Origin of the sequence: Halorubrum sp. LN27, assembly GCF_016635065.1 — an archaeon.
GTDB lineage: Archaea > Halobacteriota > Halobacteria > Halobacteriales > Haloferacaceae > Halorubrum > Halorubrum salipaludis.
The window spans coordinates 1550720-1573953 of sequence record NZ_JAEPET010000001.1 but is presented as its reverse complement, the minus strand read 5'-3'; the positions used below and the strand labels follow the sequence as shown (position 1 = coordinate 1573953).

Here is a 23234-nt window from a genome sequence, read left to right as displayed (position 1 = left end):
AATGCCTCGCTGTAATCCCCCTATCCGCGCCGCTCAAGTGTCTCGCCGACCAACCACGGGTATCGTGAGCGACGCCGACTCCCCCCTCTCGGAGGACCGCCCGACCGTCGACCGTCCCCTCCGCGTCGACGCCCCGTTCGAGCCCGCGGGCGACCAGCCCGAGGCGATCGAGAAGCTCGTCGAGGGATACGAGTCGGGCGCCGACAAGCAGACCCTGCTCGGGGTCACCGGCTCCGGGAAGACGAACACCGTCTCGTGGGTCGCCGAGGAGCTCGACCAGCCGACGCTCGTGTTGGCCCACAACAAGACGCTCGCGGCCCAGCTGTACGAGGAGTTCCGCGAGCTGTTCCCGGACAACGCGGTGGAGTACTTCGTCTCGTACTACGACTACTACCAGCCGGAGGCGTACGTCGAGCAGACGGACACGTTCATCGACAAGGAGATGTCGATCAACGAGGAGATCGACCGCCTGCGCCACTCCGCGACGCGCTCGCTGCTCACCCGCGACGACGTGATCGTGGTCGCGTCCGTCTCCGCCATCTACGGGCTGGGCGATCCCCAGAACTACCGGGACATGGCGCTCCGGTTGGAGGTCGGGGAGGAGGTGGGCCGCGAGCAGCTGCTCGCCGACCTCGTCGACCTGAACTACGAGCGCAACGACGTGGACTTCACGCAGGGGACCTTCCGCGTCCGCGGCGACACCGTCGAGATCTACCCGATGTACGGGCGGTACGCGGTCCGAGTGGAGCTGTGGGGCGAGGAGATCGACCGGATGATCAAGGTCGACCCGATGAAAGGCGAGGTCGTCTCGGAGGAGCCCGCCGTCATGCTCCACCCCGCGGAGCACTACTCGATCCCGGACGACCAACTGGAGCAGGCGATCACGGAGATCGAAGACCTGATGGAGAAGCGGGTGAGCTACTTCGAGCGGCAGGGCGACCTCGTGGCGGCCCAGCGCATCGAGGAGCGAACCACCTTCGACCTGGAGATGCTCCGCGAGGCCGGCTACTGCTCCGGGATCGAGAACTACTCGGTCCACATGGACGACCGCGAGTCCGGCGACGCCCCCTACACCCTGCTGGACTACTTCCCCGACGACTTCCTCACCGTCGTCGACGAGTCCCACCAGACGATCCCCCAGATCAAGGGCCAGTACGAGGGCGACAAGTCGCGGAAGGACTCGCTCGTCGAGAACGGGTTCCGGCTCCCGACCGCCTACGACAACCGCCCCCTGACGTTCGACGAGTTCGAGGCGAAGACCGATCGCACACTCTACGTCTCGGCGACGCCGGGCGACTACGAGCGCGAGACCTCCGACCGGATCGTCGAGCAGATCGTCCGCCCGACCCACCTCGTCGACCCGAAGGTGGAGGTGACGGAGGCGACGGGACAGGTCGAGGACCTCTTAGAGCGGGTCCACGACCGGATCGAGCGCGACGAGCGCGTCCTGGTCACCACGCTCACCAAGCGGATGGCCGAGGACCTCACGGAGTACTTCGAGGAGGCCGGGATCGACGTGTCGTACATGCACGACGAGACGGACACGCTCGAGCGCCACGAGATCATCCGCGACCTCCGCTTAGGCAACATCGACGTGCTCGTCGGTATCAACCTGCTCCGCGAGGGGCTCGACATTCCGGAGGTGAGCCTCGTCGCGATCCTCGACGCCGACCAGGAGGGGTTCCTCCGGTCGACGACGACCCTCGTGCAGACGATGGGGCGAGCCGCGCGCAACGTCAACGGCGAGGTCGTCCTCTACGCCGACCGGGTGACCGACTCGATGGAGGCGGCCATCGAGGAGACCCAGCGGCGCCGCGAGATCCAACTGGAGTACAACGAGGAACACGGCTACGAGGCGACCACCATCGACAAGCCGGTCGGGGAGACGAACCTCCCGGGCGCGAAGACGGACACCTCGTCGGTCAGCGTCGGCGACGTGGAGAGCGAAGCCGAGGCGAAAGCCCAGATCGAGGCGCTCGAAGAGCGGATGGACGAGGCCGCGAGCAACCTGGAGTTCGAGCTGGCGGCCGACATCCGCGACCGGATCGCGGAGCTGCGGCGCGCGTTCGAGCTCGACGGCGGCGACGACGGCGTGCCGGCGCCGATGGTCGACGAGTAGTTCTGACGGTCGACGAGTAGGCGAGCGCGACGGCCCGTCCGGGGGCGCTTCAGTCGACCAGCGTCGTCTCCACCACGGTCACCGATTCGTCGACGACCACCCGGAGCTCGTCGCCCCCGCAGGGGAGCGAGAGGCGCACCCGAAGCGGGTCCTCTGAGACGACCGTCGTCCGCTCGTCGCTCACGCACCAGTCGAACGTCCAGAACGGCTCGGTGTTGAGGTCGACGCCGCGCTCGGAGAAGAACAGCAGCGTCTCGGCGTGGTCCAGCAGGGTGACGCCCACCGTCGACCGCAGTCGGTAGTTACACCGCCGGCAGACGTGTTCGACGGCGAGGTCGAGGTCCTCCTCGTCGGGGTCTCGGACGAGCGTCGTCTCGACCGCGCCGGTGCACTCGGGGCAGACGCCGTCAGCGGCCAGACAGTAGTGGTGGCGGACGTAGTGGTGGAACGCCTGCAACAGCTCGTCGGTCGTGCGGTCGTCGAGCCCCCCCGAGGGGAACGGGTAGCTCACCTGAATGGCACCGCAGTCGGCACACCCCACGGTGAGCGTGTCGTCGACGTACCAGCCGTGGAGGTCGCCGTCGCAGTCGTAACACGACCCCTCGACCGGGAAGAACCCGACCTGCGCGCGCTCGGTGAGGGTCCCGGTGAAGATGGCGCTGACGACCTTCCGGCCGGGGTACCGGAACTCGTAGCCGTCGTCGCTCCGCTTGACGAAGTGGCCGGTGAGCTGCCGGAGGTGGTAGTTGAAGTTGGCGCTGTCGTCGATGTCGACCCGCTCGAAGAGGTCGGTGAAGCTCACGGGCTCCTCGTCGGCGCCGAGTTCGAGGAGGGCGCGCAGGATGTCGACGCGCGTGTCGTTGCCGAGGGTGGCGAACACCTCCGCGGGGAGCACGCGGGACTCGGTCCGGAGGGCGGCAGTCAGGTCGCGGTCGGCGTCGTCGAGATCCGCGGCCGCGTCGGTCTCCGCACCCGCGTCCGCGCCGGCGGTCCGGTCGAACTGACTCACACCGGATCCACGCGGCACGACCGCATAAAACCCATCGAACGGAGAAAGTTCGTCGAACCAACCCGACTCCGAGGCCGAACCGGTCGGCAGGCTTTTCGACCGGACGCCCCTACCGCGATCCCATGTCGGACGCCACCGCGATCGCCAACCGCTCCGCGGTCCCGGAGGGCGGGTCGTACCGCTTCACCGCCGAGGACGCCTTCGGAAACGAGACGGAGGTCATCCTCGTCCCCTGCGAGGAGGACCCCGGCGTCAGGGCGTGGGTCAACAACTGCACGCACGAGGACCAGCGCCTCGACACGGGCCGCGGCGCGGCGATCCGCGACGGCGAGATCATCTGTCCGCGACACGGGTCGATGTTCGACGCCTGCTCCGGTGACTGCGACAACGGAGAGGCGTCGGGCACCACGCTTCCCGGCGTCGACATCACGGTCGAAGGCGACGCCGTCCTCCTCACCGACGAGCACTACGACTACCTGCACGACGGCGGCGTGAACGACGGCGACGACGGACCGGGGTCGACCTCCCACCTCTCGTTTTGAACCGCCGTTCGCTCCGACCGACCGCCGTCAGCCTCGCGGCGGTCTGCACGGTCGGACCACCGGCGCGTCGATCACAGCCTGGGGTGCCGCGCCGCCGCGGTCGGCGATCCACCTGACTGCCTCCGAACCGAGCGCGACCGTCCCGTCGAGGTCCGCGATCCGGACCGCCGCGAGCGACGCCGCGAGGGACGGCCCGTCGTACGCCCCGGGTTCCGCGCCGGCGTCGGTCGGAGCGGCGCCCGGAACGACCGCCAACGCGCCGCGGAACTCCGAATACACCTCCCGCGCGAGCTCGCGACGGGCGTCCCGGCGTCGGTTCCGCAGCCGGTCCCGGAGTTCGAGGCGTCGCTCCCGGGCGTCCCGGGCGTCGGCGGCCCGCTCGCGGGCGCGTTCGAGCGCCTGCTCGGCCGCAATTCGATCGCTCTGTGCGGCCGACAGCTCCGCGGCCGCCGACTCCAGATCGCCGAGGGCCTCGTCGGTCTCTGCCCGGACCCCGTCGGTCTCAGACTCGATCTCCCGTCGCGCTCGCACGCCCCCGCGGAGGGCCGCGACGCGCTCTTTCAGTCGCTCTTCCTCGCCGCTCGCGGCCGCGACTCGGCGCCGGGCCGCGTCGAGGTCGACCGGTTCGACCTCGATCGCCGCGATGGCGTCCCGAATCTCGATCAGCTCGTCGCCGATCGACGACGACAACCCGAGCGTCCGAGCCGCCGCCGCGAGCTCGCGCCGAAGTCCCGCCCCCGTCGGAACGCGACCGATCACGGCGGCCGGTTTGGGGATCGCCGGCTCGGGAGCGGTAGCGACGATCCCGTCGCTCCCGGGCGTTTCGTCTGCCTCCGTCCGATCGCGCCGCCCGTCCGTCCCGCTCACAGGTCGTCGCCCCGCATCGAGTCCGGGTCCGGGTGGTCCGTCCCGGCGGCGAACGCGGCGTACGGCGTCGACTTCGCGTCGCGGTTCGCGTACGCCCTCGCCGCCTCGCGGACCGGCTCGTCGAGCGCGACGAACTCGTTGAACGGCTCCGTCCGCTCGATCTGTACGTCTCCGCCGTGCGACTCGCGCAGGCGGAGCGCGAGGAACGCGGCGTACACTGTCCCGTCGAGCAGGGCCGCCCGGCCGAACCGCCGCGCGACCGCCCCCTCGTGGCGGCGGCACAGGTTCCGGAGGCCGGTGCGGGCCGCCGACGAATACGTCACGACCAGCAGCACGGACGCGGCTGATCGGTTTCGCCATTTAGCGGTTCCGGACCGGAACGTTTCAGTCGCATTCAGCGAAGCCGGTGCAGTCCATCGTTTTCCGACGCGGTCGACGCCGCGTTCGGCGACTCCGCCCCACTCAGACGCGCTCGATCTCGAAGGCCGGGCCGTCAGCGTCGCCCGGACCATCACCGTCGCCCGGGTCGAGTCCGTTCGCCGCGAGGAGCCGTTCGCGGGCGGCCGGCTCCGAGGGGGCGACCACGACCGTCCCGTCGACCGGCTCCTCGCCGACCGCGCGGAACACGTCGTCGTCGCCGTCGAACTCGGTGGCGTACGTCCGGAGGACCGCCGCCACGCGCCGCTCGGTGTCGGCGAGGTCGGCGTCGCCGTTCTCGAACGCGCGAAGCGCGTCCTCGACGTTCCGGATGGCGGAGATGCGGTCCATCTACGTCGTCCGGAGGTGGCCCTGCTTGGGCTCGTACACTTCGCCCTTCGTGCGAAGCTTCTCGATCTCCTGTTCGGCCTTCCCCGGGTCCATCCCGATCTCGCCGGCGCGGTCGAGCACCTCGTCGACGGGCGCGCCCTCCTCGAACTCCTCTTCGATGTCGGCGATGAGCCCCTTGATGTTCTTGATGCGGTCGCGCTGGCTCTTCGAGGTGCCCGTCTCGACCACGTCGGCGTCGAACTGCCCCGTCTCCGGGTCGACGCCGATGTCCTTGAGACACGACTCGACGATGTCGGTCGCGCGGTCGGCGTCCTCGCGCTCGACGGTGTCCGAGAGCCGGACCCGCGCGCTCGCCTCCGAGAGCCGCACCATCGCCTCCAGCTTCCGGGCCGTGACCGGGACGGGAGCGTCCTCGTCGGCCCCCTTCGAGCGCAGGTCGACGTAGAACTCCTCGATGAGCTCCTTCGCCTCCTCCGTCATCGTCGGGTAGCAGGAGCGCTTCGCGTGGGCGATGTACTTCCGGAGCAGCTCGGCGTCGATCTCCGGCGCGACCTCCTGGGTCACCTCCGCGACCTGGTCCGAGGTGAACTCCGAGCTCGCCAGCTCCTCGCGCTGGGTGTTCAGCTCGCCGGCGTAGTTCGTCTTGATGATGTGTTGGGCCAGCCGGGAGTCGTGTTCCGGGTCCGGGCTGTCCGTCACCGTGAAGATCAGGTCGAACCGCGAGATGAGCGCGGGTTCGAGGTCGATCTGCTCGCCGATCGGCTCGTACTGGTCGAACCGGCCGTACTTGGGGTTCGCTGCGCCGAGCAGCGAACAGCGTGCCTTGAGGGTGGCGTTGATCCCCGCCTTCGAGACGGAGATCTTCTGCTGTTCGAGCCCCTCGTGCATCGCGGAGCGGTCCGACGAGTTGTGGACGACGAGCCCGTTCGCGACGAAGTTGTGCGTGTCGTCGACGGTCAGGTCGTAGACCTTCGGGCGCCGACCGTCGTCGATCCGGGACAGAATCGACCGTAGTTCGTCCTCGACGGCCCTCAGTTCCTCTGCGACCGCCTCCCGGAGGTCGTCGATCCGGTCCGTCTCGACGGTTCCGGAGAGCCAGCGCGAGACGGTCGCCTGATCCACGTCGAGCGACGAGGCGACGGCCGTCTGGCTGACGCCGTACGCGTCGAGCGCCGCCGCCAGTTCCTCCCGCGTGTCCCCGACCGGCCCCCGTTCGAGGAGGTCGCGAGCCCGTCGTTCGACCGTCTCGATCGATCCGCCGATAACGTCCGCCAGCCGCTGTCGGAGTACCTCACTGCGGTGTTCGGTCGACTCCGGCGGCACGGTTTCGACCGACTCGACACGTCGCCACTTCACGTCTCCGCGCACGAACTCGCGGAGGTCGTCGAGGTCGGTCTCGGTGACCTCCGCGAGGACGTCTCGGAACCGCTCGGCGACCGTTCGTCGAACGTCGTCGCGCCCGCCCCACAGACGGGAGATCTGCTGTTGTGACAGCGTCGTCTCCTCGGCGATCTCGGACTGTGAGACGTGGTACCGATCGCGCATCTCGGCGAGGAGTTCCCACGACGGGTCGTCGTCGAGCACGCGACGGTCCTCGGTTGCCGCCTCTAGTCGCTCCTCGAAGGCGGCGAGGACCCGTTCCGCGCGGTGAAGCGACGCGTTCGCCGCTCCGTTTTCGAAGTCGCAGTACGTTCCGGCGTCGAGTCCGCACTCGCTCTGATGGAGCCGAAGCGACTCGCGATACTCCGCAAGCACCTCGTCGACCTCCGGGATCACGTCGAGGATCGTGCGGTCGCCGTCCGCGGCCTCGACGACGCGGTCGAGCGCCTCGGCCTTCCAGGCGGCCGTGAAGCCGACGTACCGTCGGAACGCGGCCAGCGACTCCGAATCGGTCACGGTGAGGTAGTACACGTCTCGACCGCCGTCGCGGGCGCGACGCTGTAGCTGGCTCGACACACCGAACTGTAAGAGGAGGTTGCGCGTGCCCCGCAGCAGGTCCCGGCTCGCGGAAGCCACGCGGACGTTCCCCGCCGACTCGTCGACGTGGGCCTCGCTGTCGGCCAGCGCGCGGACAAACGCGGCCTTCGCCGCCCGGTTCCCCGTCGAGACCGCGGTCGGGAAGCACTTCTCGTCGTACCGGCCGAGGTTCATCCCCGCGTCGAGGACGGCGTCGGCGTGTTCTTTTCCGTGAACGCGAACCGTCTCGACGCCGCCGTCTCGCTTCTCGCTCGGCGGGCGCGTCGGCTCCGCGTCGAACGCCTCCCGCGCCGCTCGCTCGAAGTCGTCCAACAGATCGGCGGCGGCGTTGGTGAACCGAACGCCGTAGACGCCCTCGTCGCGGTCGTAGTAGACGTTCCCGTCCCCGGAGAGGTAGCCGAGGACGCTCGCCATCGCGGGAGAAACCCCTTTGTCTTCGCCGGGAACCCCGGCGTCGACGCCACCGCTCGGAGCCGCCACCGCTCCCGCCCCGTCCGCGGCCTTTGTCGGAATCTCCCGGGGGACGTACACCCAGTCGCCGTCGTCGAGCGCGGCCGCCTCGCGTTCGACTCGTTCCCCGTCGTCGAGGACGAAGAACGGGTGATCCGCCGTCGCGCGCAGCGACTCGCCGGTCTCCATGGTCACGCGGGTCAGCTCCGAGGGCGCGTCGTACTCGTGAACCGCGGAGACGGGACGCTCGACCAACTGCCCGTCCTCGTCCATCGACCAGACCGTGAGGTCGACATCGCGGATGTGACGCCCGTTCGAGAGCTCGTCGATCTCGCCGTCCTCGGCGGCCTCCCGCGCCAGCTCGTCGATGCGCTCCACGCGTCCGTCCGCGAGCGTGACGAGGGTGTCGCCAGTGACGCAATCCATCTTGTCGAGCTCGTCGACCGCGGCGATCCCCTTGTCCGCGAGGACGAGCGCGCCCGCTTCCAGCGACCACTGCTGACCGTCCCCGAAATCATCTCTTACAGCAGCGGCGGTGAGGCCTGCAGCGGATGATCCTTTTCCGGACGTATAAACTGACCTTGGAGCAATATTCTCGACATAACTGATCATCTGCGACTTTCCAGTACCGGGGTCGCCGATCAGGAGCATGTGCAAGTCGCCCCGAATGCGCGAGCCGTCGGGGAGGTGCTTGGTGACGCCGGAGAAGAGCTGGAGGATCATCGCGAGCTTCTCCTCCTCGTAGCCGTAGATGGCGGGCGCGATGGAATTAACCATCGCCTCGTAGATGTCCTCGCGGTTGGAGAGCTCGATGATCTCGCGTTTGTCCGCCTCGGTGATGTCCATGTCCTCGAACTCCTCGTCCTCGATGCCGATGGAGACGCCGTCCATGTAGAGGTCGAAGATGGCGGACTTCTCGTTGCCCTGCTCGACCTGTTCGATGTGGAGGACGCCGACGCAGGTGACGTGGTCGCCGGGGCTCACCTCGCCGGTGATGTCGTCGACGATGTCGACGTCGATGCTCTGGGGCGTCTCGCCGCCGCGGAGCCCCTCGGGCGACTCCTGGATGCGGAGCTTCTGGGAGTCGATGAACTCCGACTGGTCGAAGTTGACGCGGAACGGGCCCTGTCGCTCACAGCCCTGACACTCGTGGGGCTCCTGAAAGCCGCCGTCGCTCTGGGGGATGTACGTCATCGTGCCGCAGCGCTGGCACTCGAAGGCGGCCTCGGTCACCTTCGGGCGCACGTCGGTCGCCTTGCGGACGATCCCCTTGATCGAGACGAGCTTGCCGATGTGGTCGTCGTGGACGCGAATGCCGCGAATGTCGATGCTCTCGGGGAGGTTCTCGATCCGGACGTGCGCGCGGCCGAGACTGACGTCCGCGGGGAGGTCGTAGAGCCGCAGCGCCTCCTCGGCGTACTCGCGCATCTGCTCCGGCTTCGTGCGGAAGTCCTCGGCGAGGTCGCGGTCGAACTGGTAGAGGTCGTCGTACTCGACGTACAGCGAGCGCTGTTCGTTGGGGTATCGCTGCGCGAGGGTGCCGATCTCCTCGCGGTAGTAGTTGCGGTAGAACTGAATGAACCGCTCCGTGAGGTCCTGATTCCCGGCCTGAGCCATTACGAAATCACTTCGTCGCCATCACGTATGAACCTCATGTTCGGGGCGGAGGTTATCGCCATCGACCGCTCGTACTCGCGCAGCTTCGCACCTGATTCGGTCTCAATAATATCGTACAGATGAAATCAGTGGGGCAGATCGACGGCTGTAACGGTGCATAGTTTATACATTCTGAACCATGTGGATTTATAATACTCTGAATTAACGGTTGAAGTACATGTCAGCTGAAAATGACACTGGAAGTCCGATAATAGTAGCGCTTATCTCCTTTCTCATCCCTGGAGTCGGACATATCATCGGCGGGATGAAAGGCCGCGGTCTCTACTGGCTCGGCGGCTTCGTGATCTACATGCTGATCTCCGTCATGCTGGTGTTCGTCGGAATCGGGATCTTCATGCTGTTCCTCGAACCCGTGTGGCATATCGGATCGGCGATCGACGGGTACGTTCAGGCCAACGACTGAGGCGTCGACGGCGAGCGCGCCGTCACTACGGCGGCTTTTCTCCGCGAGTCCCGCGTGAGGCGATCGGCACGGGACAACCGGCGCGAGACGGGTGTAGCCTACGCCTTGGTCACGAACGTCGCGTCGGCGGAGGTGCGACCCTCGTTGAACGAGAGCACCTTCGCGCGGATCACGTCGCCTTTCCCCACGTCGCGGGGGATGTCCTCGGTGAAGACGACGAACCCCTCGACCTTGCCGACGGCGACCTCCTCGCCCGAGTGGTGTTCGGTGAGCTCGGTGACGCCGAACTCGTACGTCTCGCCGATCTCGACCGGGGGTTCGCGCTCCTGGGCGGCGTCGTGGGCGCGCTTCGACTCGCGCGCGTCCGAGGACGGAGCGCGCAGGCGGCGCACGAGCACCAGCAGGACGAGCAGGGCGACCACGGCGGCGGCACCGATGACGGCCGGCGACGACGGTAACATACCGGGCGGTCGACCCGCTGTCACGTAAACGCTCGGGGTCGGCGGGGCGGTTCGGCGCCGCCTACGTCGGCCGCGGCCGCGCGGACCGCATGAGAAACGCCTTTGCTCTCGAAGCCCCCAGTTCGACGTGATGCGAACGACTCTCGGTCGCCGTGGAGTCGCCCACGGGCGTGGTGCGGCGTGAAGGTCGCGGACGCGGTGCCGGAGTTCGCCGACGCCTTCGGGTTCGAGGAGTTCAACCGGATGCAACGCGAGGCGCTGCCGGGCGTCCTAGAGACAGACCACAACGTGGTCGCGTCGGCGCCGACGGCCTCCGGGAAGACCGCGCTCGCCGAGCTCGCGATCTGCAAGACCCTCTCGGAGGGCGGGACCGCGCTCTTCGTCGCGCCGCTTCGCGCGCTCACCAACGAGAAGGAGAGCGAGTGGGAGCGGTTCGAGGAGCTCGGCTACTCCGTGTACGTCGTCTCCGGCGAGCGCGACCTCAACCCCCGCCGCGCCGAGCGCGCGGACGTGCTCGTGACGACCCCGGAGAAGGCCGACAGCGCCACCCGAAAGCACGACTCCGGGCGCTACTCCTTTATCACCGACGTGGACTGCGTCGTCATCGACGAGGTCCACTTACTCGACAGCGAGAAGCGCGGCGCGGTGCTCGAAGTGACCGTCTCGCGGCTCCGCCGCCTGCAGGACCCCCGCGTCGTCGCGCTCTCGGCGACGATGCCGAACGTCGCGGACGTGGCCGAGTGGCTCGACGCGCCCGCGGAGACGACCTACGAGTTCGGCGAGGAGTACCGTCCGGTCGATCTGGAGACCGGCGTGAAGACGTACTCGCACGGCTCGAACGCCTTCGCCGACAAGTACCGGCGGCTCTACCGCGCGCTCGACCTGGCCGAGCCGCACGTGCGGGAGGACGGGCAGGCGCTCGTGTTCGTCTCCTCGCGGCAGGACACGGTGCAGGCCGCCAAGAAGGCGCGCGACGAGATAACCGAGCGCGACATCCCGATCGACTCGCGGGGCGACTACGACTTCCACAACGAGGCGAAAGAGCTCACCAACGACACGCTTCGCCAGTCGGTCACCGACGGCGTCGGGTTCCACCACGCGGGGCTCGGGAAGGAGGACCGCGACCGCGTCGAGGAGTGGTTCAAGCAGGGGAAGATCAAGCTCCTCTTCTCGACGTCGACGCTCGCGTGGGGGGTGAACCTCCCGGCGCGCTGCGTCGTGATCCGCGACACCAAGTACCACGACCCGCTGGAGGGCGAAACCGACATCTCGCCGCTCGACGTGCTCCAGATGCTCGGGCGCGCGGGCCGTCCCGGCTACGACGACGTGGGGTACGGCTGGGTGGTCTGTGACCGCGGAGACGCCGACAGGTACCGTGCGCTGCTGAAGGAGGGCAAAGAGATCGAGTCGCGGCTCGCGGCGGACCTCGAATCGCACCTCAACGCCGAGATCGCGATGGGCACCATCCGCGGCCTCGAGGACGTGATGGCGTGGTTAGAGACCACCTTCTACTACGTCCGGGCCGAGTCGAAGCCCGACGAGTACGCGTTTGCCACCCTCCGGGACCGCGTCCGCGACACCCTCGACTCGCTCGTCGAGGACGGGTTCGTCGCGGCCGACGACGACCTCGCGATCGAGCCGACGGCGCTCGGTCGCCTCGCCTCGAAGTACTACCTGCGCTTGGACACGGCCCGCCGATTCCGGCGGCTCGCCGACCGCGAGACCCTGACGGTCGACTCCGTGCTGGAGACCGTCGCGTCGGCCGGCGAGTTCGACTCGGTCTCGGCGCGCTCGGCCGAGTCGGACGCGATCGACCGGATCCTCGACGGCCGCGACACCGAGTTGGAGGACGGCCACCGCAAGGTGTTCGCCATCCTGCTGGCCGGGATGGCCGACTCGATCCCCTCGGACCTGCGCTCGGACGCGTGGGTGATCCGGCAGAACGCGCTCCGGCTGCTCGCCGCGCTCTCGGAGTTCCTCGACCGGTTCGCCGGTCCCCGCGCCGCCAACCTCGCGTGCCGGGTCGAGGCGCGCGTCGAGCACGGCGTCTCCCGCGAGGCCGTCGCGCTCACCGCGATCGACGGGGTCGGCTCCGGCCGCGCCGAGCGGCTCGCGGACGCCGGGCTCACCTCCCCCGCCGCGGTCGTCGACGCCGGCGCGAGCGAACTCGAGAACGCCGGCATGAGCGGCTCCGTGGCGGACCGAATCGTCGACGCCGCCCGCGATTGCCCCCGCGTCGACGTCGACTGGGGAGAGTTCCCCGAGGCCGTCGCAGTCGGCGAAAACGAGATGTGCGAGGTCGCCGTCGCCGCCGTCTCCGGGAGCGCCCGCGCGGGGATCCGGGTCACCGTCAACGACGTGGAGATGACGGCGACGACGACGTACCTCGACGGGGAGACGACGGTCCCCGTCGGCGTGTTCGGACCGCCGGACGCCGACGAGCTGGAGTTCGTCGTCGAGGTCGTCTTTCCGGACCTGCCGCTGATGCCGGTTCGGGCGACGCGGACGGTTCGGGTGGCGTAGGAGCCTCTCGTCGTCGGCCCCCGCTTTTCATCCCGCATAAACCCCCGCGCCGACCGCTTAACACCGATACCGCGGCCACCCGTCGTATGCCGGAACGACTCCGCGTGTTCGCAGGCGACTGCCGAGTGACCGAACGCGGCGACCGCTCCCGCACCCACCGCGGGCGCGTCGTCGTCCTGATCAAGCCCGACGACACCACGCTCGTCCACGACGCCGACGGCTACCAGCCGGTCGCGTGGCTCACCCGCCCCGACTCGGTCGTTGTCGAGGGGGACGGCGACGGGTTCTCGATCACCGCCCGTGACGGCGCCCGCCGGCTCCGGGTCGTCGCCGAGGAGGCGACCGCGAGCAGGGCGCTCCCCGTCACCGAGGCCGGGCTCCCGGTCGGGACCTGCCCCGAGGACGGCGGGGTGCTCGTGCGCTCGCGCGGCGACGTGACCTGTCTCGACTGCGAGGAGCGATGGGGGCTCCCGGCCGGCGCGAGCGTCACCGACGGGGTCTGCGACGACTGCGGGCTCCCGAAGATCCGGATCGAGCGCGGCGAGCCGTTCCACCTCTGTCTCGACCCCGCGTGCGACCCGATGGAGGCCGCCGTCAGCGACCGATTCGACCGCGTCTGGGGGTGTCCGGACTGCGAGGGCGACCTCACCGTCCAGTCCGCGCCCGGCCGCGTCTACCTCGCCTGCGAGAACGACCCCGACTGCGAGACCACCGTCTCGATCCCCTCGGGGGTCGTCGTCGACGACTGCGACTGCGGGCTCCCGGTGTTCGAGACCGCGGCCGGCCGCGGCTGCCTCGACGGGAGCTGCGAGCTGAGCGGTCACACGGCGGCCGACGGGTAGAAGAGCGCGACCGCGGGTAGAAACGCGCGAGCCGCGGTCGAACCGCTACTCGGCGAGCTGTTCGCGTCCCGGCGCGATCAGCCGGTCGAGGTACTCCGCGAGCGCGCCCTTGGCGTCGGCGGGGTGGAGCTCGCCGGACTCTAAGTCCGCTTCGAGCGCGTCGTAGGACTCGTACTCTAAGTCGCCGCCGTACTCCTCGGGCCGCTCGACGACGACGGCGTCGAACCGCGGGAACACGTGGTACTCGAACACCTGGAGGACCGGGTTCTCCCGCGCCTCGCCGTCGTCGGTCGGCTCGGGGTCGGCCGTCGGCGGGCAGTACGCGTCGTTCACCTTCGACTCGATGTCCTCGCGGGAGTCCTCCATCGAGATGGTGACGCCCTCGCTGGAGGACATCTTCCCGCGTCCGGTGCCCAGATCGGCGATGAGCGGGGTGTGGAGGCTCGTCGGGGGCTCGCGGTCGATGCTCGGGAGCACGTCGCGCGCGAGCATGTGCACCTTGCGCTGCTCCATCCCGCCGACGGCGAGGTCGACGCCGAGGTACGGGATGTCGAGCGCCTGCATCAGCGGGTACACCGCCTGCGACACCTTCACGGAGTCGCCAGAGGTGATCTCTGCCATCGCGCGCTCGGCCCGCGCGAGCGTGGTCTCCAGCTCCAGCGAGTGGAGGTCGAGCGTGTAGTCGTCGTCGAGCTGGAAGTCGGAGCCCAGGACGAACTGCGTGTTCGACTCGTCGAGCCCGTACGCGATGAACTGGTCGCGCATGCGCTCGGCGGTGTGGCGGATCTCCTCGAACGACCCCTTGTCGTTGAGGTAGGCGTGCACGTCGGCCAGGAGGACCGTCACCTCGAAGCCCGCCTCCTGGAGGTCGATGAGCTTGTTCGCGGTGAGCATGTGCCCGATGTGGAGGACCCCCGAAGGCTCGTAGCCGACGTACGCCCGCTTCCCGTCGGGGTCGTCGGCCAGCGCCTCGATCTCCTCCTCGGTGACCACCTCGGCCGCGTTCCGGGTGATCCGCTCGTAGGCGTCCATACGCACGACTGCGCGGTTGTCGGTCATATGACTTCTGGAAGCGTGTTGTGACGTGACGAGGGCGCGCGGCCGGCGCGGCCGATCGACTTACTCCTCGGTCTCCGGGAGGGTCCGCCCCGCCCGGTGCCCCGAGATGATCCGGTCGAGGTACTCCTGTTTCTCGGCCTTCCGCCGGCGTTCGGCGCGGCGCTCCCAGTCGCCGAGCGCGGCCTCCAGCTCCTCCTCGCTCGCGACCGCCAGCTCGTCGACCTCGCGCACGGGGACCGCGTCGGCCGGGACCACGGGCACGTCGTGGTCGAACAACACCTGATCGGCCACGTCCGAGAGGTTGCCGTCGCGGATCACGGCGCGGGGTTCCGTCTCGGCCAGCCGCTCGGCGGTCCTCCGGCCCGCGCCCGAGGCGTCGCGGAGGTAGACCACATCGCCGGCGACGAGGCCGTACGCCTCGTCGGCCGCCTCGATGGCGTCGAGCGTGAACTGCTCGACGACCTTCACGCTGGCGAGCCCCTGGTCCGCGGCCACGTCGTCGAAGTTCGAGTGGTCGAGCCGCCACAGCTCCTTCAGCGTCTCCACTTTCCCCTCGAGCTCCGCGACGGTCTCTCGGGCTTCGTCGCGCTCGCGCTCCAGCCGGTCGGTCTCGCGTTCGAGCCGCGAGACGGCCCGCCGGCTCCGCGCCTCGATTCGCTCCTCGCGCCGCGCCTCCTCAAGTTCGCTCTCCAGCTCCGCGATCCGCTCGTCGCGCTCGGCGAGGTCGGCCTCCAGCGACTCCGCGTGCGACTCCAGCCGCTCGACGCGCTCGCGGAGCCGCCGGATCGTCTCCTCCTCCTCGGTGCGCTCGGGCTCGGTGGGATCGGTCTCGTCGGTCCCGTCCTCGCCGTCGCCGCCGTCACCGCCGTCGTCGCTCAGATCCGCGATGACGGACTCCACGGATGCGTCACCCGCGACGACGCCCGCGATCACCGCCTCGCGGTCGAGCCGCGGCGGGGTCTTCGCCGCGATGCGCTCGAACTGGTCCTCGTGGTCGTCGTAGGCGTACAGCGCGGCCGCCAGCGCGTCGCGCTCGTGGTCGTTCTGGTAGCTCGCCTCGCGGGTCCGGTGGAGCTTCTCGTCGACCGGGAGGTCGGTCGTGGGGCGCCACCCGGCGGCGTCGAACGACCGCCGGAACTTCTCGACGGTCTCCGGCATCGGCTCCACGTCGGCGGCGACGATGATCGGGCGGCCCTGCTCGATGATCCACTCCGTCACGTCGGCGGTGTCGGCGGTCCGCGAGGAGTAGAGCGCGTGGACGGTGCCGTCGAGCCCGACGACGGCGGCCGCGGTCGTGGTTCCGGGATCGATGCCGACGATCACCCGGTCGCGCCGCTGTACGAGCGGCTCGTACTCGATCCCGTCGCGGCGCTCGCGCTCGACCTCGACGCGCACGTCCCCGGCCCGCGAGTTCGACACCGGGATCTCCTCGGGGCGCGCCTCGACCGTGAACGTCGCGTTCGCGTAGCCGCCGTACTTCTCGGTCACGTCGCGCTCGAACGATAGGTTCGCCTCCTTCAGCTTCGACTGGACCTGTCGGGTCCGCTTCCGGACGTTCCCGTGGATCCGCCGGGTGTAGCGGTCCTGGCTCCACCCGCCCTTTCCGGTCGAGCGCCCGCGGGACACCTTCACCCGCGTCTCGTCGGTGAACGCGGTCACCTCGTGGCCGACGTTGGCGGCCGCGAGTCGGGCCGACGCCTCCGCCTCCTTCATCGGATCCTTCCCGTACGGGATCCCGTGGCGCGAGGCGACCCGCGAGAGCGGTTCGGGGCGCTCCGCGCCGGTCACCTGCACGAGCCGCGTGCCGTCGGGGAGCGACCGCAGGAACCCCACGAGCTCCCCCTTGTCCGCCGCCAGCTCGTAGGCGTTGTCGGTGGCGACGTACAGGGGTTCGCGGTCGTCGATCAGCCGGCAGAGCTTCCGGAACGACACCACGTCGCGGGTGACCCGCGCCATCGGGCCGTCCGCGTCGGGGGCGTCCGGGTCGTCCTCGTCGACGGGGTCCAAGATGACGAGGGCGTAGGAGGGGTCGTCGCCGCGAACGTCGCCGCTGTGCACGTCGACGCCGAACACCGGCCGGTCGCGGGCGCGGATGGTCCGGGTTGTCACACACTCACGTAGGCCGTTGGCGCGTATATACCCCACGACGGGACTGAGACTGATCCTGATCGACAGCGGGAGTGAGCCTCGTAAGATGGTGGAGGTGTTATTTATAAGTCGGATTGTGGTGGTGCTGGCGGGTGTTTATAAGCGATTGGCGATGTTGCGGTGAAGACCTGCAAAGCCCCAGCCGCGAGGGCGGCGCACGCTCGCTGCGCGCTTCGGTCGCTCGCGTTGCTCGCTCCCTGCAGTGCTTACATCGTCATCAGAACGCGAAGCGTTCTGATTGGCTCACGAGAGCTCCGCTCTCGTGAACGCCTGCGCCCGCCTCGCGGCTGCCCCTTTGAGTCCCGCCCCGCACAACACCGCAGCCTCACGCCTCCCCAGCCTCGTCGGCCGGCGCTTATAAGCGCCAGCGACTCCCTCGCGCGTGCTGCTCGGCCGCAGGGCGGCCTCGCAGGCACGCGCCACCGCAATTTTGTTTATAAGTAGTGCTGCGCCGTCACTCACACTTGTTTAAATACTCTATCACCACCGCCGATCTGCGAGACCCACTCCCACTATCGTCCGTCACCGTCTCCCCGTCACACCGACAAACTACTTATCGGGTCGGCCGTAATCGCACCTATGCGACGGGTTCTCACGTTCTCGGTCGTCGTCGCCGCGATAGCCCTCCTCTCGTTCGGCGTCGGCGGGGTGGTCGCCGCCGGGCCCGCGACCGGACCGTCGGCGGCAATTTCGAGTGACGCGCCGGCCAGCGCGACCGCCGCGGAGTGCGACGCGGGCGCCGGCACCGACCTCGTCGGCTGCTGGAACGGGACTCACTACGAGGAGGATCTCTCGTTCAACCAGTCTGACGGCCTGACGGAGGCGGAGCTGGAAGCGCTGACCGACCTGACGATGGCCCGCGTCGAGCACGTCCGCGAGCGCCCCTTCCGCGAGGACGTGCCGGTCGAGACGGTCGCGCGCTCCGAGTTCATGAACGACTCCGCGGGCGGCGGCGCGGGCGGCTCCGGCGCCGAGTTCCAGCGCTGGAACGACCAGGTGTGGAAGGCGCTGTTCGTCGTCGGCGAGGACGAGAACGCCTCGGACGCGATTGACGGCGTCTTCGGCGGCGCGGTCTCGGGGTTCTACTCCCCGGCGGAGGACCGGATCGTCCTCGTCGTCCCGGAGGGCGAAGACCCGCAGATCGACCCGTCGACGCTGGCACACGAGCTGGTCCACGCGATGCAGGACCAGTACCACAACCTCTCGAACCCCCGCTACGTCGGCGCCACGCAGGACGCCGACCTCGCGGTCGACGGGGTCGTCGAGGGCGAGGCGGTCCACATCGAGGAGCGGTACGACGAGCGTTGCGCCGCCAACTGGAGCTGTCTCGCGCCGCCCGACTCCGGCGGTGGCGGCGGGACGACGCCCGACTACAACTTCGGCATCCTCCAGACCGTGCTCCAGCCCTACGGCGACGGGGCGCTCTACGTCGAACGGCTCGTCGACGAGGGGGGGTGGAGCGCCGTCAACGAGACGATGAACGAGCCGCCGGCCGCGACCTCCGAGGTGATCCACCGGGAGCCCGACTACGAGACCCGCGAGGTGTCGTTCGAAGACGCGGCCGAGGGCGGCTGGGAGACGTACCCGAACCAGGGCGTCGACGGCGCCGACACCGCCGGCGAGGCGTCGATGTTCGTGATGTTCTGGTACCAGAGCTACGAGTACCGGCACGCGGTGTTGGACCCGGACGCGACGATTCGGGAGAACGTCCAGATCCACACGCAGACGGACGAGCGGCTCCGGACCCGCATGAACTACAACTACGCCCACGAGTCGACCGACGGCTGGGCGGGCGACGAGCTGTATCCGTACCGGAACGGCGGGAACGCGACCGACGGCGAGGACGGCTACGTCTGGGTGACCGAGTGGCAGACGACCGCGGACGCGGCCGAGTTCCGCGAGGCGTACCTGCGCATGCTGACCGCCCACGGCGACGACGAGTACGCCGACGGCGTGGTGTACGAAATCGAGGACGGCGACTTCCGCGGGGCGTACGGCGTCGAGCGCGACGGGACCACGGTGACGGTCGTGCACGGCCCCGAGCCCGCGGACGTGCTCGAACTCCGCCCCGACGCCGGGTTCGACCTCCCCTCGACCGACGACGGTGACGGGGACGAGACTGACGGCGGCGACGAGACTGACGGGACCGACGGCGACGACGAAAGTGACGGGACCGACGGCGACGACACCGACGAGACCGACGACGGGAGCGACACCGGCTCCGACGGCTCCGGCGGCCCCGACGCCGCCACCGACGACGGCACGCCCGGGTTCGGCGTCCCGGTCGCGGTCGGGGCCCTGCTCGGGGCGGCCCTCGTCGCGCGTCGCGTGCGGTCCTGAACCGCCGGGCGACGACAGATACCTTTTGGCGACGACCGCGCATCCGCCGGAGGCGACCGCACAGCGGTCGAAGCGAAATCCCGCCCGACTCGGGTGGCTTTTCCTCCCCGGCGTCCGAACCGTCGGGTATGACCGAGTTCGACATCGTCGACGCGCCCGCGATCCGCGGGGGGCGGGCGACCGACGCGTACTTCGAGCGGACCGAGGCCGCCTTGGAACACGCGGGGCGGAACCCCCGCGTCGTCGCCGAGGTCACCGCCGACCAGTTCCCCGACGGCGACTTCGAGCTGTTCGCCGGGCTGAAGGACGCGGTCGCGCTCCTGGAGGGCCGCGACGTGGACGTCGACGCGGTCCCGGAGGGCCGCCTGTTCGACGGCGGCCCCGTGATGCGGATCGAGGGGCCGTACCTCGCGTTCGCCCGGCTGGAGACCTCCCTGCTGGGCTTCCTCTCGCACGCCTCGGGGATGGCGACCGCGGCCCTCGACGCCCGGGTCGCGGCGCCGGACTCGCAGGTCCTCTCCTTCGGCGCGCGCCACGTCCATCCGTCGATGACCGCGGCGGTCGAGCGCTCGGCGCTGGTGGCCGGGTTCGACGGGTTCTCGCACGTCGCCGCCGGCGACCTGATCGGCCGGGAGGCGTCGGGGACGATGCCCCACGCGCTCGCCATCTGCTTCGGCCGCGGCGAGCAGGAGGCGGCGTGGCGCGCCTTCGACGAGGCCGTCGACGAGTCGGTCCCGCGGATCGCGCTCTGTGACACCTACTCCGACGAGGTCGACGAGGTGCTCCGCGCGGTCGAGACGCTCGGCGACCGGCTCGACGGCGTCCGGCTCGACACCACCGGCTCGCGGCGCGGCGACTTCAGACACATCGTCCGCGAGGTGCAGTGGGAGCTGGACGCCCGCGGCCACGCCGATGTCGACGTGTACGTCTCCGGCGGGCTCGGTCCGGACGACCTCCGGGCGCTCCGCGACGTGGTCGACGGCTTCGGCGTGGGCGGCCACGTCTCGAACGCCGACCCGGTCGACTTCGCGCTCGACGTGGTCGAAGTCGAGGGGGAGCCGGCCGCCAAGCGGGGCAAGCTCTCCGGCGCGAAGGCCGTCTACCGCACCGCCGACGGCGCCCACGCGGTCGGGCTCGCGGAGCGTGAGGGCCCCGCGGGCGCCGAGTCGCTCATGGAACCGGTGATCCGCGACGGCGAGGTGGTCGACGGCGCGGCGTCGGCGTTCGACCTCGACGCGGCGGCGGAGCGCGCCCTCGCGGACGCGGAAGCGGTGGGGTACGGGGCAGTAGAGGGCGGCGAGTAGAGCGACTCAGGGACCCGCCGTCGGTCCCGCCGCTTTCTCGCTCCCCCCGCCGAGCGCCTCGGGGTAGTCCTCCCGGAGGGCCGCCGCCGCGTGCTCGCCGCTGATGAGGCACATCGGCATCCCGATCCCGGGCCCCGTGTACGAGCCGACGTAGTAGAGCCCGTCGAGCCCGGCGCGGTGGCCGGGGCGGAGCGGCCCCGTCTGGAAGAGGGTGTGCGCGAGCCCCAGCGCCGTGCCGTCGGGGTCGCCGAAGCGCTCGGCGAACTCGCTGACGCAGGCGGTCGTCTCGGAGACGATCCGCCCCCGGAGGTCGACGCCGGCGTTGGCGGCGAGGTCCTCCAACACCGTCTCGCGGTAGCGCTCGCGCACCTCCGGCCCGTCGTCGAGCCCCGGCGCGATCGGGACCAGTGCGACGACGGCGTGGTGGCCCTCGGGGGCGACCGTCTCGTCGGTCTCGGAGGTGACCGAGAGGTAGTACGCGGGGTCGTCGGGCCAGCGCGGCTCCTCGAAGATCGCCTCGAAGTGGTCCGACCAGTCGGTCGGCAGGACGAGCGAGTGGTGCGCGAGCGGGTCCACGTCGCCCTCGACCCCGAGGTACAGCATGTACGCAGAGGGGGCGTACGTCCGGTCGCTCCAGTAGCCCGGATCGCGGTCGCGGTCGCTCGGGTCGAGCAGCTCCCGCTCGACGTACGCCGGGTTCGCGTTGCTGACCACGAGATCCGTGCGGCGCGTCCCGGCGTCGGTCGCGAGCTCGAACGCGCCGACCCGGCCGTCGATCGATTGCACCTCGACGCCGGTCTCGATGTCGACGCCCCGTTCGCGGGCGAGTGCCGCGAGCCCGTCGACGACCCCGGCGATGCCGCCCTCGGGGTAGAAGACGTTCATGTTCAGGTCGACGTGGCTCATGATGCTGTACAGCGCCGGGGTGTTGTACGGCGATCCGCCCAGGAAGACGAGCGTGTACTCCAGGAGCTGCTTGAGCTTCGGGTGGTCGACGTACCGCCCGACGTAGTCGTCCATGTTTCCGAACAGGCGGTACCGCGGAGCCATCGGGAGCAGGTCCGTGTCGACGTAGTCGCGCAGCCGGTCGCGCCCCTCGTACACCACTCGGTCCATCGCCAGCTCGTAGTTGCGCTCGGCGCGGTCGAGGTACTCGGCGAGCGCGTCGCCGGCGCCCGCCTCGTACGACTCGAACACCTCGTGAACGTTCTCGCGGTTCGGGCCGATCGTGACGCGGTCCCCGTCCTTCCAGAACACCCGGTACTGCGGGTCGAGCCGCTCCAGCTCGTAGTAGTCCTCCGGCTCGCGGTCGAAGTGCCCGAAGAACCGCTCGAACACGTCGGGCATGAGGTACCAAGACGGCCCCGCGTCGAACCGGAACCCGTCCCGCTCGATGACTCCCGCGTGACCGCCGACCCGGTCGTGGCGTTCGAGCAGCTCCACCTCCCCGCCGGCGTCGGCGAGGTACGCGGCCGCCGCGAGGCCGCCGAACCCCCCGCCGACGACGGTGATCGTCGGGTCGTCGCCCGGCTGGTCCGCCATGTCGATCCCGAGGGGCTCTCGGGCCTTGTCAACGGGTCGCGTTCCCGGGGCGTGAGATTCCGCCCCGACGGGTTTTGTCACGGGGGCCGTAGGTGCCGTGCGATGTCCCTGCCCGTTCGGAAGCGCGTGTGGCGGTCGGTCGGCGGCGGGAGCGTTCACCCCTCGCTCGGGCTCTCGCGGGCGGCGCTCGCCGCGCTCGTCGTCGGGTTCGGCGCGCTCGCGCTCGCCGGGGTCGCGGTCCCGATCGAGGCGCAGATGGTGGTGTACCTCGTCGGGATGATCGCGTTGAACCTCCCCCACGGCGGGTACGAGCACTTCGAGAACCTCCGGCGGCGCCGCCCGTCGTTCCGTGGCCGGTACGTCGCCGCCTATCTGGCCGCGATCGCCGGGTTCGTCGGGCTGTTCCTGCTCGCGCCGGCCGCCGGGCTCGCGCTCGCGCTGGTCGTGGCGATGGCGAAAGGCGGGATCGGCGGGCTCAGCGTCCTCGACGCGACCGTCGGGACCGAGCACCTGCGGACGCGACCCCAGCGCGCCCTCGCCGCCGCGGTCCGCGGCGGGGCCGTCATGCTGGTCCCGATCGCCTTCCACACCGACACGTTCTACGCGTTCAGCACGCTCATGGTCGGCCTCGTCGACGCGGGGGCGCTGGCGGGGGTCGGCGAGCACCTCGATGCGATCCGGACCGCGGTTCTCGTCGGCTACGGCGCCGCGCTCGCCGCGCACGTCGCGCTGGGGTACGTCCGCGGCGGCGAGCGGTCGTGGCTCGTCGACGCCGGCGAGAGCGTCCTCCTCGCGGCGTACTTCGCCGTCGTCCCGGTGCTCGTGGCCGTCGGGCTCTACTTCCCGTTCTGGTACTCCGCCAGGCAGGTCGCCCGGACGGCGACCGTCGAGGCCGCCCCCGTCGGCGACGACGAGTGGGACCTCGCGGGCGGTGACTCCGCCTCGGCGACCGCGCTGCGGGCGTGGGCGCTCATGGTTGCCGGCGCGCTCGCCACCTTCGCCGTCGTCGCCGCGCTCTACTGGGCGTTCCCGAACCCGTTCGCGTCGTCCGGGCTGCTCCCCGGCGCGGTGGCGTTCTGGAGCGTCGCGATCAGCATCATCGCGCTCCCGCACGTCGTCGTCGGGGAGCTACTCGACCGAGAGCGGGGGATCTGGTACGTCCCGTGAGGCGTCGCGGAGACCGGACCCCGAGTTCGGGGATCC

The 23234-nt window shown here is 69.9% G+C and carries 17 protein-coding genes; 8 read left to right on the top strand and 9 right to left on the bottom strand.

Translation table 11 applies throughout. The annotated features are described in order from the left end of the window. The first annotated feature begins 64 nt into the window (after positions 1 to 64). Entirely contained in the window at positions 65 to 2119 is a 2055-nt protein-coding gene (gene uvrB / locus JIN95_RS07750; protein WP_200531014.1) for an excinuclease ABC subunit UvrB, read from the top strand. A gap of 49 nt (positions 2120 to 2168) precedes the next feature. Here the strand turns inward: uvrB and JIN95_RS07745 are convergent, their stop codons facing one another. Then, on the bottom strand, positions 2169 to 3128 hold the full coding sequence (locus tag JIN95_RS07745; protein WP_200531013.1) for a helix-turn-helix domain-containing protein: 960 nt from the start codon (positions 3126 to 3128) through the stop codon (positions 2169 to 2171). A 122-nt stretch (positions 3129 to 3250) separates the two neighbouring features. Here JIN95_RS07745 and JIN95_RS07740 point away from each other — a divergent pair, with 122 nt between their 5' ends. Beyond that, on the top strand, positions 3251 to 3670 hold the full coding sequence (locus tag JIN95_RS07740) for a Rieske (2Fe-2S) protein (RefSeq protein ID WP_200531012.1): 420 nt from the start codon (positions 3251 to 3253) through the stop codon (positions 3668 to 3670). A 27-nt stretch (positions 3671 to 3697) separates the two neighbouring features. Here the strand turns inward: JIN95_RS07740 and JIN95_RS07735 are convergent, their stop codons facing one another. From JIN95_RS07735 to JIN95_RS07720, 4 genes are all read right to left on the bottom strand, one after another. Then, on the bottom strand, positions 3698 to 4537 hold the full coding sequence (locus JIN95_RS07735; RefSeq protein WP_200531011.1) for a hypothetical protein: 840 nt from the start codon (positions 4535 to 4537) through the stop codon (positions 3698 to 3700). Then, positions 4534 to 4872 carry a hypothetical protein gene (locus JIN95_RS07730; protein WP_095636772.1) on the bottom strand — a complete coding sequence of 113 codons (339 nt, stop codon included), beginning with the start codon at positions 4870 to 4872 and terminating at the stop codon, positions 4534 to 4536. Before JIN95_RS07730 ends, JIN95_RS07735 begins: the two co-directional genes overlap by 4 nt. Positions 4873 to 4999: 127 nt before the next feature. Continuing rightward, the gene (locus JIN95_RS07725; protein ID WP_095636773.1) at positions 5000 to 5305 is read right to left on the bottom strand and encodes a hypothetical protein; all 306 of its coding nucleotides are present in this window, start codon (positions 5303 to 5305) and stop codon (positions 5000 to 5002) included. Beyond that, positions 5306 to 9349, bottom strand: a complete 4044-nt coding sequence (locus JIN95_RS07720; protein WP_200531010.1) for an LAGLIDADG family homing endonuclease — start codon at positions 9347 to 9349, stop codon at positions 5306 to 5308. A gap of 304 nt (positions 9350 to 9653) precedes the next feature. Between JIN95_RS07720 and JIN95_RS07715 the strand changes: the two genes are divergently transcribed. Then, a complete protein-coding gene (locus tag JIN95_RS07715; RefSeq protein WP_158224034.1) occupies positions 9654 to 9812 on the top strand; it encodes a hypothetical protein in 159 nt (52 codons plus the stop codon). Positions 9813 to 9910: 98 nt separating this feature from the next. Here JIN95_RS07715 and JIN95_RS07710 read toward each other — a convergent pair whose 3' ends face one another. Beyond that, complete coding sequence (locus JIN95_RS07710) at positions 9911 to 10273, bottom strand: hypothetical protein (protein ID WP_095636775.1); 363 nt, start codon at positions 10271 to 10273, stop codon at positions 9911 to 9913. 180 nt (positions 10274 to 10453) lie between these two features. Between JIN95_RS07710 and JIN95_RS07705 the strand changes: the two genes are divergently transcribed. Together JIN95_RS07705 and JIN95_RS07700 are read left to right on the top strand one after the other, a co-directional pair. After that, positions 10454 to 12796 carry a DEAD/DEAH box helicase gene (locus JIN95_RS07705; RefSeq protein ID WP_095636776.1) on the top strand — a complete coding sequence of 781 codons (2343 nt, stop codon included), beginning with the start codon at positions 10454 to 10456 and terminating at the stop codon, positions 12794 to 12796. 86 nt (positions 12797 to 12882) lie between these two features. Then, the gene (locus JIN95_RS07700) at positions 12883 to 13638 is read left to right on the top strand and encodes a topoisomerase DNA-binding C4 zinc finger domain-containing protein (protein WP_095636777.1); all 756 of its coding nucleotides are present in this window, start codon (positions 12883 to 12885) and stop codon (positions 13636 to 13638) included. Between the two features lie 45 nt (positions 13639 to 13683). Here JIN95_RS07700 and JIN95_RS07695 read toward each other — a convergent pair whose 3' ends face one another. Together JIN95_RS07695 and JIN95_RS07690 are read right to left on the bottom strand one after the other, a co-directional pair. Next, positions 13684 to 14670, bottom strand: a complete 987-nt coding sequence (locus tag JIN95_RS07695) for a tyrosine--tRNA ligase (RefSeq protein WP_095636778.1) — start codon at positions 14668 to 14670, stop codon at positions 13684 to 13686. Positions 14671 to 14757: 87 nt separating this feature from the next. Beyond that, entirely contained in the window at positions 14758 to 16806 is a 2049-nt protein-coding gene (locus JIN95_RS07690; protein WP_200531009.1) for a DUF460 domain-containing protein, read from the bottom strand. Between the two features lie 618 nt (positions 16807 to 17424). On the opposite strand from JIN95_RS07690, the gene JIN95_RS07685 reads away from it, so the two are divergent. Together JIN95_RS07685 and JIN95_RS07680 are read left to right on the top strand one after the other, a co-directional pair. Next, on the top strand, positions 17425 to 19185 hold the full coding sequence (locus JIN95_RS07685) for an Hvo_1808 family surface protein (protein ID WP_200531008.1): 1761 nt from the start codon (positions 17425 to 17427) through the stop codon (positions 19183 to 19185). 128 nt (positions 19186 to 19313) lie between these two features. Then, the gene (locus JIN95_RS07680) at positions 19314 to 20489 is read left to right on the top strand and encodes a nicotinate phosphoribosyltransferase (RefSeq protein WP_200531007.1); all 1176 of its coding nucleotides are present in this window, start codon (positions 19314 to 19316) and stop codon (positions 20487 to 20489) included. Between the two features lie 6 nt (positions 20490 to 20495). Here the strand turns inward: JIN95_RS07680 and crtI are convergent, their stop codons facing one another. Next, a complete protein-coding gene (gene crtI, locus JIN95_RS07675) occupies positions 20496 to 22031 on the bottom strand; it encodes a phytoene desaturase family protein (protein ID WP_200531006.1) in 1536 nt (511 codons plus the stop codon). A gap of 102 nt (positions 22032 to 22133) precedes the next feature. Here crtI and JIN95_RS07670 point away from each other — a divergent pair, with 102 nt between their 5' ends. Next, on the top strand, positions 22134 to 23198 hold the full coding sequence (locus tag JIN95_RS07670; RefSeq protein ID WP_200531005.1) for a Brp/Blh family beta-carotene 15,15'-dioxygenase: 1065 nt from the start codon (positions 22134 to 22136) through the stop codon (positions 23196 to 23198). The last annotated feature ends 36 nt before the right edge of the window (positions 23199 to 23234 follow it).